This window comes from Nostoc cf. commune SO-36 (assembly GCF_023734775.1).
In the GTDB taxonomy this organism is placed as follows: Bacteria; Cyanobacteriota; Cyanobacteriia; order Cyanobacteriales; family Nostocaceae; genus Nostoc; species Nostoc commune_A.
Genome location: NZ_AP025732.1, coordinates 3,872,218 through 3,888,754 on the forward strand (window position 1 = coordinate 3,872,218; position 16,537 = coordinate 3,888,754).

The window sequence follows — 16,537 nt, forward strand, 5'->3', positions numbered from 1 at the left end:
ATGTTTAAATCTACCGATTTAATTCGGGGTAAAATCTACTCTTGCCGAGGGTAACAAATCAAATTTAGCTATCAATCTCGTAATCAGAGATTCTTTTTTGTAAACAGTAGTGGTAAGCGCTTGATGTTTAGATCCAATTTCATTCAGCGAGAACTTTATGAAATCAAAATACTAGCAGAACAGTAGGGAAAGCTTCATGTAGCAAGACAACTCTGATTTAGTCAAAGTCCCTACCATTCTCGCTCGGAGAGTTTTTTTATCGGCAACAATAAACTAGCTTCAATCTCCTGTCGCACAATGCCTGTTACCTCACAGTTGCTATTAAGGCAATCGAGAAGCAACTGATTGGCATCGTAATATTGTTGCAATACTTTCTCTTGCTTTGGGCTGAAGTGCCAGTCATGCTTAATGTTTCGATGCTTTAAAAATTTTTGCAAATATGGATCTTCAGCAACTAGCGCATCAATTTCTTGCTTCATCAACAGTACCAAAAAATCTGCATTCCGTAGCATGGCAACCGTTAACAAAAAGATTTCACGCCATCTAGGTTCAGTAATATGAGTCACCAGAAGTTCTAACGGTTGTTTTAATGCTTGTAAATTATAACTGCCTACGATTTTTCGAGCAGTCAGGTATTCTTGAAACGTCAAATAAGAGAAAGAAAAAATTCCCCGCACTCGTTCTGCTAGTAATCCATGTTGCAACTCTATCGCCTGAAGTACCCCTTCACTATCTAATTGCAATTCCTCTGGTTCTGTGGAAGCATTCGGCAAATCACCGATATAATCGCTAATGTGTTGCTCTCAAATGCCTGTTTTTGTTTATCCTGGATGTTCGTTTTCGTAACTGCTGTAAACCACTTCTGAGCAAAAGCAACAATTTGATCTTGACTAAAAGGGGCAATTTCAACATCTGTAAAGCGTCTAAGGTTGAAAGCTTTAGCTGCCGTGCGACAGGTGACGACAAACATATTCTTTTGATATTTTTCAGATAGTCTGCGAATCTCATTGACGACACCAATGCTCTGTTGATGGAGTACTTCATCTAATCCATCCAGCAATAGCAACACTCTGCCCTCCAACAACAAAGTTTCCAGCACAGATGGATCTGAAATTCCACAGTTAAGGAATTCTTTGCGAATATAGTTCAGTAAATAGAACTCTCCTGCAACTCTCGTTTCGTCGGCAAAATCTCTTAAGGTGACAAAAATAGTCACCCGATTTGCAGCAAATCTCCCTCGGTTGCATTGAATCGCCAGATGTTGTAAAAAAGTGGTTTTACCTGCTCCCGGTTTACCCAACACCCGCAGCTTTGAATAAGTTTGAACTGCTGCGATTCCTGCCATTTGTGTTTGGGATACTTCATCTAAACCAAAGCGCTCGAATTCTTTTGATGTAAACTTTTGCAAATCAGCAAACTCTAACCACTGAAGGCTGGCAATCTCCTCCAAAATGTTGACATCGATGTAAATGTCGTCCATTCTAACGGGGTGACTAACATCTAATAACTGCAAAGTGCCGCACTGGTCTTGAATTTTGTTAAAGCGTTGCGATCGCACAAATTGTACTAGAGCATCAATATCTAAAAATTCAGCAGCACCAAGTTCTTTTGATTCGCTTAATTCTTCTGGAGGATTAGCCGCAATCTCACGCCAATTCAACGACAACACAGAACAAATTTCTATAAATATATGACGTTCAACGGGACGCCCAGTAAAAAACCGCCAAATTGGTTGGCGAGTCTTTAAGTTGACTTCAAAAGCCAAGTTGTCTTGTGTCCACCCTTTATGAGCGAACGCTTTTTTGGCTTGTTCAATCCCGGTAACTGATGCTTCGAGCGATCGCTTGACCATAGGAGCTTACACACATCAGATAAAAATTCTTCGAGTTGACATTATTGCAACATACAGTTTTGGAAGTACTTAGAAACTATTTGAGTTATTTTTGCTATTTTTAAATACTAATGATTTCACTTAAAGCATCTTCAGCCAATATCCTGTGATTATGTTATTCTCAGTAGAATCTGAAGCAGAAAGTAGTTTTTATGACTTTATGTTTAAAGTCATGGGAAGTTTTTTTATATCTAGTAGCTGTAGTGCTACGGTAAGTTAAAACTTTATCGTACATTGAATACTTATAACAACTATTGTAGCACTTCTGTACCCGCATTTCTCACAAGCTCCCCTGCTCCCTTCGCGGGTGAAGTAATGAGTAATGAGTAAAGAATCTTACTTATTACTCATTACTTATTACTCATTACTTATTTAATTAATGAGATGTGGTGAGAAATTCAGGTGTAGACTTGTCTATAAAATCCATAAAGTTAGCTTGTTATATTTAATATTTAATATTTAAATGACTCATAGCATTTCCTAAGCAGCAGAGTTACACCCAAATCTTTTTTACCAAGTTTAGTACCTTTGAAAACGTATCTGACTAGGTACGGAACTGCTATAGCTTAAGAAGTAAAGAGTAAAAAGATCATTCCCCGTAAATAAATTTAGGGGATTTGATAAGGATGCATTTTTTTTACAGGCGCGATAAGTTTTTTCACTATCAGCATTAAAGATTGGCAAGATTGCAATTGTTGTTATGCTTCCAGTTTAAAATCCTTTGCCTCAAATTATGTCTTTGCCATTCTCCTCCTGCCCCCACACAGAGTTAACATAATCTCAGGTCGCCTAGTGGATGCTGAAAATGATTGACCTCTACGACTTTGAAGATGATGAGTTTGATTTTGAGGATGAAGATTTCTTAAACATAAAACCCATCAGCCAAATGACTGAAGGGGAAAAGCTACAGAGGTTTAAGCGGTTCTTCGACAGCAGTAGCCGTGCGATGTTGCAAGATTGTCTATTTCGCATCGTCAATTACGAAGATGGTACAGGGACGTTAGAGATTCTTTGCCCTAATGAAATTGTCAGGCAACGCCTTTCTAAGAAAAAGCGCAAAATTACCAACAATATCAACACCTGCTGGAGCCATATTAGATGGTTTTCGCTATGTGTCCAGCAAGATAGTGAGTTGGATTGTCAAAAGTTTACCCGTAACGGTGATTTGGTGACATCTTAGCTGGAAATTGGGTGCAAAAAGGAGAACCCATACCCATTAACAAATGACAAATGACAAATGACTAAAAAACAAAAATTTCCTTACCTAGTTGGTTCTAAGTGGACGGCACAGCAAAAAGTTGATGGCTGGCGGCACTTCCAAGTTGTCAATCGTAAAAATCAGGCTAACTGGGTTTATGCCGAAATGGTTGCTGCTTGTGATCCGAAAGTCCGTTTCTGGATAAATGCCAAATTATTACAAGATAATTCCCAGTGGCAAGCTGGCTGGCAAACATTACAGGAAATCCACGGAGTTGAAACTGAGGTGTCTTAATTAGCCTTGTTCCCAGTCTCTGGCTGGGAATGCCCATTAAGAGGGCTGCCGCCTCCTAAATTTGGTAATTTAATAAATTTTTACAAAAACTGAATAACTTACTCTCAAGCAGCAATTAAATGGTTGTGACTACAGACTGAAAACTGGCAATTTATCTGCGATACCTTTGGTGAGCTACGCTAACGCAAATTCCAGTAGTATTTCCAGCATCAGTCTGCATATACCTCTCTTTACCCTTAACGCAGCGCCCCAATGGTTTGAAAACACGTTGTAAAAACATCAACTAATTCTATGAAAAGCATTTAAAAAAGACGATTTCAGCTTTTTATATTTTGTAACTACTTTTATAAAAACAAGTAATAAAAATTTTTTATTACCTCTTTTGAGAGTTTTTAAAGTCTTTAAGGTTCATAAAAACCCAAATAAGTCTAATTAAGATTTAATTCATCGGATAAGACCGTTTTCCAAATTAAGAGCCACTTTCTTTTCTATGTAATTTGCCCAATAATGACATTCACAGACCTCACGCATCGCCATCTCAGGACAGGTGAAGGCAAATGTTTGAGCCACAAGTTTGACAAGTAGCTATAAGAGGCAAATAAAAAGTGAAACTAGCAGTCTACGGAAAAGGTGGTATCGGTAAATCCACAACTAGCTGTAACATATCAGTCGCCCTAGCTAAACGTGGCAAAAAAGTGCTGCAAATTGGTTGCGACCCCAAACATGACAGTACCTTTACCCTGACTGGGTTTTTGATTCCGACAATTATCGACACCCTCCAAGAAAAGGACTATCACTACGAAGATGTTTGGCCGGAAGATGTAATTTATAAAGGCTATGGCGGTGTGGATTGCGTAGAAGCTGGTGGGCCACCTGCGGGTGCTGGATGCGGTGGATACGTAGTTGGTGAAACCGTAAAATTACTTAAAGAACTCAACGCCTTTGATGAATACGATGTAATTCTCTTTGACGTTCTGGGTGACGTAGTTTGCGGTGGTTTTGCAGCACCACTCAACTATGCAGATTACTGCCTGATCGTTACAGACAACGGCTTTGATGCTTTATTTGCTGCTAATCGGATCGCTGCTTCAGTGCGCGAAAAAGCAAGAACTCACCCACTGCGTTTAGCTGGGTTAATTGGCAACCGCACCTCCAAACGCGACTTGATTGAAAAATATATAGAAGCTGTGCCCATGCCAGTTCTAGAAGTTTTACCTTTAATTGAAGATATCCGTGTTTCCCGTGTGAAAGGCAAAACTTTGTTTGAAATGGCAGAGCAAGATCCTTCCCTAGACTACGTTTGCGACTACTATCTCAACATTGCCGACCAAATTCTAGCGCGTCCTGAAGGTGTTGTACCTAATGACACACCAGATCGGGAGTTGTTCTCTTTGTTATCCGATTTTTATCTAAATCCGGGTAAACCCCAGGTTCCTAATTCAGAAGAGGAACTAGACTTGATGATTGTATAAATCACCAAGTTCTCAGGATGGGGGACAATAACATGGCATTCTTTCACAGCTTTACGGATTCAATAAAGCAAAAGTGGTTGCAATTTTTCCAGAGTAATCGAGACTGGATTACCCTACACATGGAAGTGGAGTCAGTGTACACCCCTGATGGCGGGAAGCGACCACCTTCTTACCTCATCCTGGGAGTTCTTAACGCCCTAGAGCCAAAACTAGCACAGTTAATGTTGCCCTTTGCCAAACTCAATCCTGATGCCGATACCTTGATTGAAGTGCTGGATTTGCATTTTGACCCAGATTTAGTTCTCGGTAATCGCTTTGTTGGCAACCCAGAAGTAGAGAGATTCATAGAAGAAGCAGTAGCTGTCATCGACGAAAAGCCTGAAGAAGAAACATTGGCACATTCTCATACAAATGGCTTTGCGGCGGTGGCGGTAGTTCAGGAGTTCACAATAGTGGATTCTGACGATCCAATGCTGGAAATCAGCGAGTTAGAGGAAACCGAAGATGCCTTTGGCGATATTTCCTTAACCAACGGACACGACTCAAAAGATCAGTCTCTCGAAACCTCTAGTTTAGAAGCAGATGAGTTTGGGGAAATTGCCTTCGATGCAGATGCAACAGCTGTAATGGAAATAAAGCTGGATGAAGACGAGGGGCTTGAAGATAGTCCAATAGATGAGAATGCGTTTAAAGACGTGTTGTCAGATGTCTGGGGTGATGAAACAGCTTTACAAAAGGCTGAAGAAAGTAACGATTTTTTAGGGGAAGAACTGCCAGCAGGCGTTTTTGATGAATCAGAAATTGCCCGTCTCTTCCCCAACGCTTAATTATTGCCATTCCTCGCAATTTTAAGTTTTAGATTTGGGGTTTTGGATGAGGAATTAGGGAAATTGTCGTTAGACAGAGGATACTTTTGTTGTCCCAGTCTTCAATCCAAAATTATCAATCTAAAATCTAAAATTGGTTGACCTGCCATTAAATATCAAGGGGAGAAAAAACCAAAATGACTATCGCTCAACAACCAGAAGCTTTAAGCTTTGAATGTGAAACCGGGAATTACCATACCTTTTGCCCAATTAGCTGCGTGGCATGGTTATACCAAAAAATTGAAGATAGCTTCTTTTGGTGATTGGGACAAAAACTTGTGGCTACTTCCTGCAAAACGCGATGGGGGTAATGATTTTTGCTGAACCCCGCTATGCAATGGCAGAGTTGGAAGAGGGCGATATTTCCGCACAACTGAGTGATTATGAAGAGTTAAAGCGGTTGTGCTTGCAAATTAAACGCGATCGCAATCCTAGTGTAATTGTCTGGATTGGCACTTGCACCACCGAAATTATCAAAACAGATTTGGAAGGCTTGGCACCAAAACTAGAATCTGAGATTGGAATTCCCATCGTTGTAGCGCGGGCAAATGGTCTAGATTACGCCTTCACCCAAGGGGAAGACACCGTATTAGCAGCTATGGCTAACCGTTGCCCTGATAAGGCTCCTGTGGCGGAAACAGAGAAAATTGAACGAAATGCGATCGCTAAATTGCTCAACTTCGGTAAAAAGAAAGAAGATGTTGCCCAAGATGAATCTGAGTATGTAGATCATCCACCCTTAGTTCTCTTTGGCTCCCTTCCCGACCCCGTAGTTACTCAGTTAACCTTGGAACTGAAGAAACAAGGAATCAAAGTTTCTGGCTGGCTACCCGCGAAGCGCTTCACAGAAATGCCAGTACTGGAAGAAGGGTATTACGTCGCTGGTGTCAACCCCTTCCTCAGCCGCACAGCTACCACTTTAATGCGCCGCCGTAAGTGTAAACTCATTGGCGCACCCTTCCCCATTGGCCCCGATGGAACCCGCGCTTGGATTGAGAAAATCTGCTCGGTGTTTGGTATTACTCCCAAGGGTTTGGATGAACGGGAAGCCCAAATTTGGGCAGGTTTGGAAGATTACGTGAAACTGATTCGCGGTAAGTCTGTATTCTTCATGGGTGATAACTTGTTGGAAATTTCCCAAGCAAGATTCTTAATCCGTTGTGGGATGACTGTTCACGAAATCGGCATTCCCTACATGGATAAGCGTTATCAAGCTGCTGAGTTGGCGCTGTTGGAGAAAACTTGCCAGGAAATGAATTCACCTCTGCCAAGGATTGTAGAGAAGCCGGATAATTACAATCAACTTCAGCGGATTTATGCGTTGAAACCAGATTTGGTAATTACTGGTATGGCGCACGCTAATCCGTTAGAAGCACGGGGTATTAATACAAAGTGGTCTGTGGAGTTCACTTTTGCTCAAATTCACGGCTTTACGAATGCGCGTGACATGTTAGAGTTGGTGACTCGTCCGCTACGTCGGAATAATGATTTGAAAGATTTGGGTTGGGATAAGTTGGTGAGAGAAGAAGCGAAGATTTAAATTTGGGTTTGGATTGAGCAACAGCATATAATTAAGGCGAACCCAAAAAGTTCGCCTTTTTTGTCTCACAAAGGCGCAAAGTGAGAGCTACTATAAATAGTTACAATCAAGTAGATATAGCTGAATAGACAGGATAATTTAGGATATGATGTGATGCCTGAAATTTGTCGTTTTTTAGGGATTATCATTACTATGTACTATAACGACCATCCGCCCCCTCATTTCCATGTCCGCTACAATAAGTAAAAGGCAATTATTGATATAGAAACCTTATCAATTTTAGAAGGCAAACTCACTCCTAGAGTTCTTGGTTTAGTAATTGAATGGGCAGCTATGCACCAATCAGAACTTAGAGAAAACTGGCAATTGGCAAGACAAAATAATCCCTTAGAAAAAATTCAACCATTAGAGTGAATTATGCTTAAAGATATTATAGAAGTTATTGCTCACGATAACTATCAACTCTTTTTGAAGTTTGAAGACGGAAAAGAAGGTATTGTTGATGTTAACCAGTTAATCGAATTTACAGGAATTTTTGCACCTTTAAAAGATTTAAACTATTTTAAAACTGTTAAACTTAACGCTGAATGGGGAACAATTCACTGGGATAATGGCGCAGATTTAGACCCAGATGTTCTTTATTCTGTGGTTACTAACCAATCTATTCCCACCTATAAAAATCTGGAAGAATATGAAAAAAGTTGTAATTAAAATAGAAGCAATTTCAGAAGTCGGTGATTTATTAAAGCCTAGTAATTTTTTTCAGTAACTAAATTAGATGATGTAGCAGGTTGCTTAAAATATCGAGGAGAACCTAAAACTTTTGGGGATATGGATAATGCAATTCGCCAAGGTGTAGAGAAATAATGGCATTATTGCGGTTGATACGTTTTTATAGGTTGCTTCGTATTAATTACAATTATAAGTTTTACTGTCAACTCTAACCGTTATTCCAACCTGCTGAATAGGAACTGCTTCTAATAGATTTTTACACGTTTCTTTAGCTATTTGTTCAGATGATTTTTCAAAAAATAGGTAACTGCCCAGGTAGGAAAGTCAGGGATATTCCCGTGAAGGGAGGAAAGATGGTAATGTTCAAGAATGAGTCCAGAAGAAAAAGATCAAAAAATAGAAAGGCTAGAGCTAGAGGTTAAGGCACTGCTGGAAAGGATAGCAGAGCTAGAGAGAAGTTTGGGACTAGATAGCCAAACAAGTTCAAAACCACCAGCCAGCGACGGACTCAAAAAGTCAAATCAAATACGGACAAAAAGTTTAAGAGAAAAAGGGAAGCGGCCATCAGGGGGGCAGATAGGTCATCCAGGGCAGACATTAAAACAAGTATTAGAGCCAGAGAAAATAGTAGAACATCCAACACCATGCTCATGTCCTGGATGTGGAAGTGATATTGGGGATGTAGGAATCAAAAAAATCATCAAGCGACAAGTATTTGATATACCAGCCCCACGCATCATCGTCACAGAACACAGAGTGGCAGTCAAAGAATGTCCAGAATGTAAAACTCTCCTACAAGGTAGTTTTCCAGAATCTGTCACAGCACCAGTACAGTATGGAGCCAGAATTAGAGCAGTTGCAGCTTATCTAAATCATCAACACTTTATTCCCGAAGACCGATTGAGTGAAGTGCTGCTAGATTTATTTGGTTGCCGAATGACACCAGGGACAATCGCAAAGACAACTTTGACTCTGGCTCAAATCATAGAACCAGTAGTAGCAGAGATGGCCTCTGAGGTAAAAGCAGCAGCAGTTAAACATTTAGACGAGACTTTCTTTGAGGATTGGTGGTAAAACCAATTGGCTGCACGTGGTTGCCACTAAAACACAAACTTGGTATCGAGTTTCTCCTCAACGTAAAGACATAGAAGTATTAGCTGATATCAAGGGTGTAGTAGTCCACGACCATTGGAAACCCTATTATCAACTCCTTGATGTCAATCACGCTTTGTGTAATGCCCATCATCTTCGAGAACTCAAAGCAATAGATGAAATCGAGCAAGAACCTTGGGCTAAATCCATGAACAAGTTGTTGCTTTTAGCTTGCAATTACAAGCATCGTTATCAATCAGGTATTCCCAAAAATGTTGTTGCTCGTCTGACTCAACTGTACGAGCAAATTCTACAACGAGGGCTGAGTTTTCACTCCTCTCAATCACCCCTAATCCGCAAAGGTAATCGTGGGCGGGTGAAACGACGTGTTGGTCATAACTTGTTGTTGCGGCTTCAAATTTTCAGAGTGATGTTTTACGGTTTCTGACACAACCTGATGTTCCCTTTACCAATAATCAGGCAGAACGTGACTTGCGGATGATGAAATGTAAGCAGAAGATTTCCGGTGGGTTTTCGCTCCTTCGAGTTTGCGGTTTCATTCGCTAATATCCGTTATGCATCTTTCCACTGCTTCTAAGCAGGGTCTTAACTTATTGGAAGTTATTACTCAGGCGCTACTTGGTAATGTCTCTGTTTTTCTCGCCTCAATTACTACTAGCTAGGCAGTTACAAAATAGTTTGTTTACCATGCTTGATAATACACTAAAGGCTAAAATGCCCAAAACAATGCGAATTTTTGTGTTCAAATTAACTTAATTAATCTCTAATTATCGATGAATTAATAGTTGCTTGATACTTGACATTATCAGCTAACTTTTAACGTTTAAAGAGCTAAAACTCCTCTAATTCTATTCAATTTCTATAGGTGTAAGTAAAAAAATAAAACTCATTATAAACGATAGAAAATTTATGCTTTCGCTTACCCAATTTTTGGGCATACATAAACGAGAACCATTGGCTATTTTAAATAAACTAGGACAATCATAAAAAGAATCGCTCCCAAAAATAATTGATAATGGAAGAATAATGGACTTTAATAATTGTTCTGATATTGCCCATACAAACATAAAAAAGATAATATATAATATTCCAATTAATATGAAATTATTCTTAACCTCTTTTGGAAGACCGTTAAGCACCGAATCCCTTACTGCTATTACTCTTATTTTCTTTTGAGGAGAGGACATTGTTCTTGTGGTGAATCTCTATTTAGAGATTCCAAAAAAGCTTTGATTTTATTGGAACGATGGTAAGTTGCTCCGTCCCAAAAAATCAGTAATCTTTTGAAGCTTTAGTTTTAATATTCAGTTTTCCTTTGCGCCATTTGTCCACGCTTTTTTTAACTGCTTCTATTTCTGCAAAATCTACTTGCACAGTTGCCGTTTCAAATTCAACACCCAAAGCGGTGCTGACTTCGAGAATTTCTACAAAACTGGCACATTGATAATCTGTATCCTCATATTCTTTCACTCTTTGTTCATCAATTCCTAATATATCAGCAAGTTCTTGCTGACTAATTTTGGCTGCTATCCGAGCTTTAATTAAAGCATTTGGCAGCTTATTTAAAGAATCAACTTTAATTTTTAAAGGCTTGCTGGTATCGCAATTAATAAGTCTTTCGTATTCCGTGATTTCTGACTTTAGCTCGTCAACTTGACTTTGATATGAGTCTCGGTGAAGCTTCCATCGCTCTAGTTCTGCTTTCAAGTGTTCATTGCTATCCAATGACGCTATAGACTGTTCAAAGCGTTGCAGCCAATCTAAGGAATGTTGATATTGTTGCTCGTTTTTGATCATCATGGTTTCCACCTTTGTAAATCTATAGCAATAATTCCTTTGCGTGCATTCGTCCTGGTATCAAATTGAAAAAAATCTATGTAGGCTGTACCAGAATCATTAGCTGGATAATTTGACGGAAAGATTTCACCCTTATACTTAATTTTTTGTTCGGCACGCCGCAGCGCAAAATTAAATAAAATAGGAGCAATAAATTCTAGGTAATTTATATCAACTCCATTGTCCTCCCAACAGGCATCGAAGTCTCCAGGTTTTTGTTTACTGGTGACGAAACTACCATCAATATAAATAGTTCTACAGCCAGCTGCTGGGAGCATCCACTTTTGGAAGATATACAGATTTTAGGAGAAAATAACAGACAGAAAGAAGCGTGAACCAGGAATCATGAACCAGGATAAACAAGAACGGCTCAAAGCGTGCTTACAAGAAGTGGCAACATTGTTGTATGAAGAAGCAGACAAAAGTAAGCTAACAGACCTGGAAGGCATAGAAAAAACAGTTCGCAGTCAAATATTAGAACTAGTTAGCCCAGAAATAGCCCTTTTTTTATCGAACAAAAAACTGGAACAAAAGTAGGTAAAACCAGGAAAATTAAAAGCTTGGTGGGGGAACTGACTCTTAAAGCCAAACAGTTACAGAAACTGGGTTTGAAGCCCAGAAGTCGGTTAAGCCCATTACTTCAAAAGTGTTGTTTGAGGCTGTCAGCTAACGAATCATACCAAAAAGCAGAAATTGAAGTTGAGGCATTGACAGGAGTGAAAGTGGGTCACTCAACGCAACAAAAATTAGTACTGTCACAAGATTTTGAATTACCACTTGCAAAACAAGCAGTTTCAGAAGTCAGTGTAGATGGGGGAAAAGTCCGACTCCGGGGTAAACCGAAAGCCGGGTGTCACTGGCGAGACTATAAAACCGTAAGACTACAAGGAATTTACTATAGTGCGTTTTTTGATGACAACCAATCATTAGTTGATTATGTCAATAGCCAGCGTCTGGTTAACCCATTAGTATGCTTGGGGGATGGTCATGATGGCGTGTGGAATTTAGTCAAAGAGTTTGGTAAAACAGAGCATTTTCAGCGTTGGGAAATATTGGATTGGTATCACCTCAAAGAAAATCTCTACAAAATTGGCGGTTCTTTAAAGCGGCTTAAAGTTGCTGAAACTCTTTTGTGGCAAGGTCAAGTCGAAGAAACTAAAGCTTTATTTCATAATCGTCGAGGCAAACAAGTTAAGAACTTCATCGCTTATCTTGAAAAACATCGCTCTCGCATTGTCAACTACAGCTATTACCAGGCTGAACAACTTTGTTCTATTGGTTCTGGTGCAGTCGAGTCTGCTATTAAACAGATTGGAGCTAGGATGAAAATTTCTGGCGCACAATGGAATGTTGATAGTGTTAATCAAATCCTCTCAGTTCGTTGTGCTTATCTCAATGGTTTACTGGCTATTTGAGTATTTCTGCCAAAACTGGATGCTCCCAAATTTTGTACCTTCTTGCAGACAAAGAAGTGCAGTTGAAATTTCTTTTAATTCCAAGTAGCAATTTGCTCTAGCTACATAGGTTAAAAATATCGACGATAAATATTCATCAGCTACTTGAATATCTTGTTCTAATGCTATATCAAAGTAGCCAGTATAAGTATGTTGAGCCTCTAAAAATCGGTTAATAGCTAAATTCGCCATATTGACACGATTCTCAGGTTTAGTCATTGTAAAAGCATCACGCGCTAAATCAAGAGCAGCACGAAAATTAGCATAAACGGAAAGGTCAAATTTAAGATTGAGTTTATTGACATCTTCTTGTACAATTTTAAGGCGCTGTTCAATTTCCCCCAAGCGTTTAATTACAACGACGAATCCTATTACTGAAACACCCAGATTAAGAATACTTGCTGCTGAACCAAATTGAGAAAGTATTGTTGATGCTTGAGTTAAATAAGGTACTGTTTCACGTAACATAGCAACTATCTGCTTTGTACGAAAATCACGAATAACACCTCCAACACGTTCGTAGGCTTTAGTTTTTAAGCCTTCATTAATCCAGTCAGGAATTGAAAATGTTGCTGTAACTGTTTCCATAATTTTCTCTTATTTGCTAAAATTTCAACAGCGTGATGTCTGCTAGCTAGTCACTTCGATTCTGCACAGCAAATACCTGCGCTTTACTCAGTATTCCCAATTTGAGTTTTATTCTCTCTAATAGCGATCGCTCTTTTTGACGAACCACCCACGCCAACCAAGAAAAGCGATCGCTCAAATACAGCACTTCCGGCAGCTATGAGGTACATCCTCAAAGCTAAAAGCTATGTTAGGAGAGAGGCAATAAGAAAAACTGTATTGCATAATAGCGGGAAGCGCTGTATCATCTCAGTCAAACATAGTTACAATAAGGTAGTAAAGATAGGAGGAAATATGAATTATGCTTAGTGGAATTAAACAAAAAGCTATTGTAGGCAAAGATGGCAAGATTGAACTCTCAGCAACCGAACTACCAGAAGGAACAATTGTAGAAGTTATTGTGCTAGTTGAACCATCAACTGAAGAGGATGAAACTACTTATCTTTTGAAATCAGAGAATAACAAAAAATATCTGCTCAAAGCTTTGGAAAATGTAGAAAAAGGAAATCTAATTTATGTAGATTTAGATGAATATGAAAAAAATTACCTTTGAACCAGAAGCTTTTGAACAATTAGGTCAGTGGGCAACAGAAGACAAGAAAATTTTCAAAAAAATATTAGCACTGATTAGAGATATACAAAGAGAGCCTTTTGCAGGGATAGGGAAGCCAGAACCATTAAAATATGAACTACAAGGTTACTGGTCAAGGCGAATCACAGATGAACATAGATTAGTTTACAAAGTGCAAGAAGATTTATTGATTATTTTGACTTGTAAATATCATTATGAGCAATAAAGGTTATTGAGGCTGGGATATTGTTTTAGTTCAGGTGATCGCTCTTTTTTAACTAGAAGATGCAGAGCGATCGCAGATACAATCATAAGTAAAACGCAATCTGTTAAAAAATGGCTGAAATTATTGTCAAAAGCCTTAAAGGTGACTGTTGAACGCGGCTTGAAACTCACCCTTAACTAACAGCAAAGTCTGTATATTTACGCACAGAAGGTAACTGAAAACCTAAAACAATATCCTCTTTTGGGACACCTAATTCAACCAATTCATTAGCAATTCCTATCTCTGTCCCATCTTGCTGAATCCAGATTTTCTCGTCAATAATATCTAGATGGAGAACAGGCCCATATATGCGGTCTTGTTCGCGCCAACCTACATAAACTAATTGATAATGATCGTGTTCTGTATCATAAATTATCTGTGCTTGAATGCGATTATCCCAAACAATACTCGCGTGTTGTTGAAGCAAATCCTTAATATACTGTCGATATTCGTCTAGCTTTGCCATTGGGCGATCGCCTCCTGGTCAATATTATTAGAAGTGAAACGCAGAGGGGCGCAGAGGTAAGCGCAAAGTAGCGCAGAGGTTTTAGAGAATTTGTGACAAAAATTTGCGTGTTCTTTCTTCTTTGGGGTGGCTGAAAAATGCGTCAGGGGTGGCTGACTCGACGAGGGAACCGCTATCCATTAAAATAACTCGGTCGGCGACTTCACGAGCAAATCCAACTTCGTGGGTGACTACTACCATTGTCATCCCATCACGGGCTAGACCTCGCATTACATCCAAAACTTCGCGTACCATTTCTGGATCTAAGGCTGAGGTGGGTTCGTCAAAGAGCATAATTTTGGGTTGCATGGCTAAAGCACGTGCGATCGCTACTCGTTGCTGTTGTCCACCAGATAACTGTCCTGGATATTTTTGCGCCTGTTCTAAAATTCCTACTCTTTCTAATAGTTGCATTGCCAATTCTTCAGCTTTTGCTTTTGGCGATCGCCGTACCCAAATTGGCGCTAAAGTAATATTTTGCAACACTGTGAGATGAGGAAATAGATTAAATTGCTGAAATACCATTCCCACTTCTTTGCGAATCGTTTCAATATTTCGCAAGTCATGGCTGAGGGTAATGCCGTCGATTTCAATTTTTCCTTGTTGATATTCTTCTAGAGCGTTAAATGTGCGGATAAAGGTAGATTTACCTGAACCAGATGGCCCCATCAACACTACTACTTCTCCACGATTGACTGTCAAGCTCACACCCTGAAGAACGTGGAATTTTCCATACCACTTGTGAACATCTTCAGCAACAATTATTTTTTGTATATCTGACATATTATTCAAAGCCTTAATAATTAATATTATTTTTATAACAACCGATAACAAATGACTAATGACTAATGACTAATGACTAATGTGTCTCTCTAACCGCCGAGAAGCTAAGGACATTGAGTAACAAAATACCCAATAAATAAATCCAATAAATAGATAAACTTCTGCATAGCGTCCGAGAAATTGTGGTTGTGCCAATATGGAACGCGCAATACCTGTGAGTTCCACTAATCCTACCAATGATAAGAGGGAAGTGTCTTTAAATAAACCGATAAACTGACCAACGATCGCAGGAATCACACTACGCAAGGCTTGAGGTAAAACGATTAATAAAACCACCAAGCCTGTATTTAATCCTAGCGCTTTTGCAGCTTCAATTTGCCCGCGAGGAATTGATTGCAGTCCACCGCGCACGTTTTCTGCCATGTATGCGGCACTAAATAATACTAGTCCAGCAATTGCTCGCAATACCCGATCTAGACGCACGTCTGCTGATAAAAATAAGGGAAGCATTACCTGAGCTAGGAACAAAATCCCAATCAGTGGTACTCCCCTAACAATTTCAATGTACAAGATGGAAAACCAACGGACTACGGGTAAATTGCTTGTGCGCCCTAAAGCCAGTAAAACCCCAATGGGAAAGGAAAGTACAATACTGACTGCTGCCATCAGTAGGGTAAGTAGTAAACCGTTCCATAAATTTGTCGGTACAGATTGCAATCCGAATCCACCGCCAATTAGCCAGAGAATTACCGGGAAAGACAATAACCATAGTGGAGAAAGCCAAGGAGATAGTACTTTAGTAAACTTCCCTCCCAGCCAAAAACCTACAAATGCTAAAAATGCAATTAACAATAACCAAAGGCGGGATGTAAAGTCTAATGGTAAAACAATTAAGGAAACGCTGATGATAAAAGCAAACAAAGCAATCCCACGTTTTGTTAATTGTTGTTTACCAAAGAATACACCCGCAGTTATAGCGCCTAAAGTCGAAGCGATCGCCAACACAATCCAAGTTCGCCAATATAGCGTTTGCGGAAATCTGCCAACTAAAAATAAACGTAAGTTAACCTGAATTACCGCCCACTGTGCTTGAGTAGTTGCCCAAGTTAGAATTCCTCGCAGCATCCAAAAAATTAACACTAAACAGACAACAGTTAACAAGCTGTTGTACCAAGTACTGAAGAGGTTTTTACGCAACCACAACAATTTTGGATTTTGGATTTTGGATTTTGGATTGCTTGTCATATTAATTATTTATTCTCCCCATATCTCTATTAGACCAATTTAAAATATGATTACGACAGATGAAAAGCAAAAAGCAATTACCACTTAATCTTTGTCTACGACACCCTACGCAAACACAATCTAAAATCTAAAATCTAAAATCTAA

21 protein-coding genes and 2 pseudogenes are annotated in these 16,537 nt (G+C 39.3%); 13 read left to right on the forward strand and 10 right to left on the reverse strand.

The annotated features are described in order from the left end of the window. Nucleotides 1-230 precede the first annotated feature (230 nt). Entirely contained in the window at nt 231-773 is a 543-nt protein-coding gene (locus ANSO36C_RS34925) for an NACHT domain-containing protein (RefSeq protein WP_410174614.1), read from the reverse strand. Beyond that, a complete protein-coding gene (locus tag ANSO36C_RS17360; protein WP_410174615.1) occupies nt 734-1,852 on the reverse strand; it encodes an NACHT domain-containing protein in 1,119 nt (372 codons plus the stop codon). Before ANSO36C_RS17360 ends, ANSO36C_RS34925 begins: the two co-directional genes overlap by 40 nt. An 844-nt stretch (nt 1,853-2,696) precedes the next feature. On the opposite strand from ANSO36C_RS17360, the gene ANSO36C_RS17365 reads away from it, so the two are divergent. The 10 genes and pseudogenes from ANSO36C_RS17365 (at nt 2,697) to ANSO36C_RS17415 (ending at nt 9,652) form a co-directional block, all read left to right on the forward strand. Continuing rightward, a complete protein-coding gene (locus ANSO36C_RS17365; protein WP_251955554.1) occupies nt 2,697-3,071 on the forward strand; it encodes a hypothetical protein in 375 nt (124 codons plus the stop codon). A gap of 57 nt (nt 3,072-3,128) precedes the next feature. After that, nucleotides 3,129-3,383, forward strand: coding sequence for a TIGR02450 family Trp-rich protein (locus tag ANSO36C_RS17370; protein ID WP_190941465.1), 255 nt, complete (start codon nt 3,129-3,131; stop codon nt 3,381-3,383). A gap of 605 nt (nt 3,384-3,988) precedes the next feature. Continuing rightward, nucleotides 3,989-4,855 carry a ferredoxin:protochlorophyllide reductase (ATP-dependent) iron-sulfur ATP-binding protein gene (bchL, locus tag ANSO36C_RS17375; RefSeq protein ID WP_012410753.1) on the forward strand — a complete coding sequence of 289 codons (867 nt, stop codon included), beginning with the start codon at nt 3,989-3,991 and terminating at the stop codon, nt 4,853-4,855. A 32-nt stretch (nt 4,856-4,887) separates the two neighbouring features. After that, nucleotides 4,888-5,682 carry a DUF5331 domain-containing protein gene (locus tag ANSO36C_RS17380; RefSeq protein ID WP_251955555.1) on the forward strand — a complete coding sequence of 265 codons (795 nt, stop codon included), beginning with the start codon at nt 4,888-4,890 and terminating at the stop codon, nt 5,680-5,682. A gap of 176 nt (nt 5,683-5,858) precedes the next feature. After that, nucleotides 5,859-7,261 (forward strand): annotated as a pseudogene (locus tag ANSO36C_RS17385) (ferredoxin:protochlorophyllide reductase (ATP-dependent) subunit N). A 192-nt stretch (nt 7,262-7,453) separates the two neighbouring features. Then, nucleotides 7,454-7,675 (forward strand): annotated as a pseudogene (locus tag ANSO36C_RS17390) (DUF4160 domain-containing protein). Between the two features lie 3 nt (nt 7,676-7,678). Further along, a complete protein-coding gene (locus ANSO36C_RS17395; protein WP_251955556.1) occupies nt 7,679-7,972 on the forward strand; it encodes a DUF2442 domain-containing protein in 294 nt (97 codons plus the stop codon). A gap of 390 nt (nt 7,973-8,362) precedes the next feature. Continuing rightward, complete coding sequence (locus ANSO36C_RS17405; RefSeq protein WP_251955366.1) at nt 8,363-9,067, forward strand: DUF6444 domain-containing protein; 705 nt, start codon at nt 8,363-8,365, stop codon at nt 9,065-9,067. Nucleotides 9,068-9,083: 16 nt separating this feature from the next. Further along, nucleotides 9,084-9,533 (forward strand): IS66 family transposase, encoded by a 450-nt coding sequence (locus tag ANSO36C_RS17410; protein WP_251955557.1) that lies wholly within the window; start codon nt 9,084-9,086, stop codon nt 9,531-9,533. Continuing rightward, on the forward strand, nt 9,530-9,652 hold the full coding sequence (locus ANSO36C_RS17415) for an IS66 family transposase (RefSeq protein WP_251960356.1): 123 nt from the start codon (nt 9,530-9,532) through the stop codon (nt 9,650-9,652). Before ANSO36C_RS17410 ends, ANSO36C_RS17415 begins: the two co-directional genes overlap by 4 nt. A gap of 302 nt (nt 9,653-9,954) precedes the next feature. On the opposite strand, the gene ANSO36C_RS17420 is transcribed toward ANSO36C_RS17415, so the two are convergent. The 3 genes from ANSO36C_RS17420 to ANSO36C_RS17430 all read right to left on the reverse strand — a co-directional run bounded on the left by ANSO36C_RS17420 (nt 9,955) and on the right by ANSO36C_RS17430 (nt 11,220). Beyond that, complete coding sequence (locus tag ANSO36C_RS17420) at nt 9,955-10,293, reverse strand: hypothetical protein (RefSeq protein WP_251955558.1); 339 nt, start codon at nt 10,291-10,293, stop codon at nt 9,955-9,957. Nucleotides 10,294-10,378: 85 nt separating this feature from the next. After that, complete coding sequence (locus ANSO36C_RS17425) at nt 10,379-10,906, reverse strand: helix-turn-helix transcriptional regulator (protein WP_323374464.1); 528 nt, start codon at nt 10,904-10,906, stop codon at nt 10,379-10,381. Continuing rightward, on the reverse strand, nt 10,903-11,220 hold the full coding sequence (locus tag ANSO36C_RS17430; RefSeq protein WP_251955559.1) for a DUF6932 family protein: 318 nt from the start codon (nt 11,218-11,220) through the stop codon (nt 10,903-10,905). The genes ANSO36C_RS17425 and ANSO36C_RS17430 overlap by 4 nt, the downstream gene beginning before the upstream one ends. A gap of 67 nt (nt 11,221-11,287) precedes the next feature. On the opposite strand from ANSO36C_RS17430, the gene ANSO36C_RS17435 reads away from it, so the two are divergent. After that, nucleotides 11,288-12,357 (forward strand): ISKra4 family transposase gene (locus ANSO36C_RS17435; RefSeq protein ID WP_251955560.1). Its coding sequence is split into 2 segments (ribosomal slippage): nt 11,288-11,444 and nt 11,444-12,357, totalling 1,071 coding nucleotides; the frame shifts between segments, so codons are not numbered across the junction. On the opposite strand, the gene ANSO36C_RS17440 is transcribed toward ANSO36C_RS17435, so the two are convergent. Both ANSO36C_RS17440 and ANSO36C_RS33910 read right to left on the reverse strand, forming a co-directional pair. Further along, a complete protein-coding gene (locus ANSO36C_RS17440; RefSeq protein WP_251955561.1) occupies nt 12,343-12,984 on the reverse strand; it encodes a hypothetical protein in 642 nt (213 codons plus the stop codon). The two genes, ANSO36C_RS17435 and ANSO36C_RS17440, sit on opposite strands and share 15 nt — an antisense overlap. An 83-nt stretch (nt 12,985-13,067) precedes the next feature. Continuing rightward, nucleotides 13,068-13,193: a hypothetical protein gene (locus ANSO36C_RS33910; protein ID WP_267145322.1), complete on the reverse strand. Its 126-nt coding sequence runs from the start codon at nt 13,191-13,193 to the stop codon at nt 13,068-13,070. A gap of 131 nt (nt 13,194-13,324) precedes the next feature. On the opposite strand from ANSO36C_RS33910, the gene ANSO36C_RS17445 reads away from it, so the two are divergent. Together ANSO36C_RS17445 and ANSO36C_RS17450 are read left to right on the forward strand one after the other, a co-directional pair. Further along, a complete protein-coding gene (locus tag ANSO36C_RS17445; RefSeq protein WP_251955562.1) occupies nt 13,325-13,576 on the forward strand; it encodes a hypothetical protein in 252 nt (83 codons plus the stop codon). Further along, nucleotides 13,557-13,820 carry a Txe/YoeB family addiction module toxin gene (locus ANSO36C_RS17450; protein ID WP_251955563.1) on the forward strand — a complete coding sequence of 88 codons (264 nt, stop codon included), beginning with the start codon at nt 13,557-13,559 and terminating at the stop codon, nt 13,818-13,820. Before ANSO36C_RS17445 ends, ANSO36C_RS17450 begins: the two co-directional genes overlap by 20 nt. 172 nt (nt 13,821-13,992) lie before the next feature. On the opposite strand, the gene ANSO36C_RS17455 is transcribed toward ANSO36C_RS17450, so the two are convergent. The 3 genes from ANSO36C_RS17455 to ANSO36C_RS17465 all read right to left on the reverse strand — a co-directional run bounded on the left by ANSO36C_RS17455 (nt 13,993) and on the right by ANSO36C_RS17465 (nt 16,392). Next, complete coding sequence (locus tag ANSO36C_RS17455; RefSeq protein WP_251955564.1) at nt 13,993-14,325, reverse strand: XisI protein; 333 nt, start codon at nt 14,323-14,325, stop codon at nt 13,993-13,995. An 81-nt stretch (nt 14,326-14,406) separates the two neighbouring features. Continuing rightward, nucleotides 14,407-15,147, reverse strand: coding sequence for an amino acid ABC transporter ATP-binding protein (locus tag ANSO36C_RS17460; protein WP_251955565.1), 741 nt, complete (start codon nt 15,145-15,147; stop codon nt 14,407-14,409). A 69-nt stretch (nt 15,148-15,216) separates the two neighbouring features. Beyond that, entirely contained in the window at nt 15,217-16,392 is a 1,176-nt protein-coding gene (locus tag ANSO36C_RS17465; protein WP_251955566.1) for an amino acid ABC transporter permease, read from the reverse strand. Between the last annotated feature and the right edge of the window lie 145 nt (nt 16,393-16,537).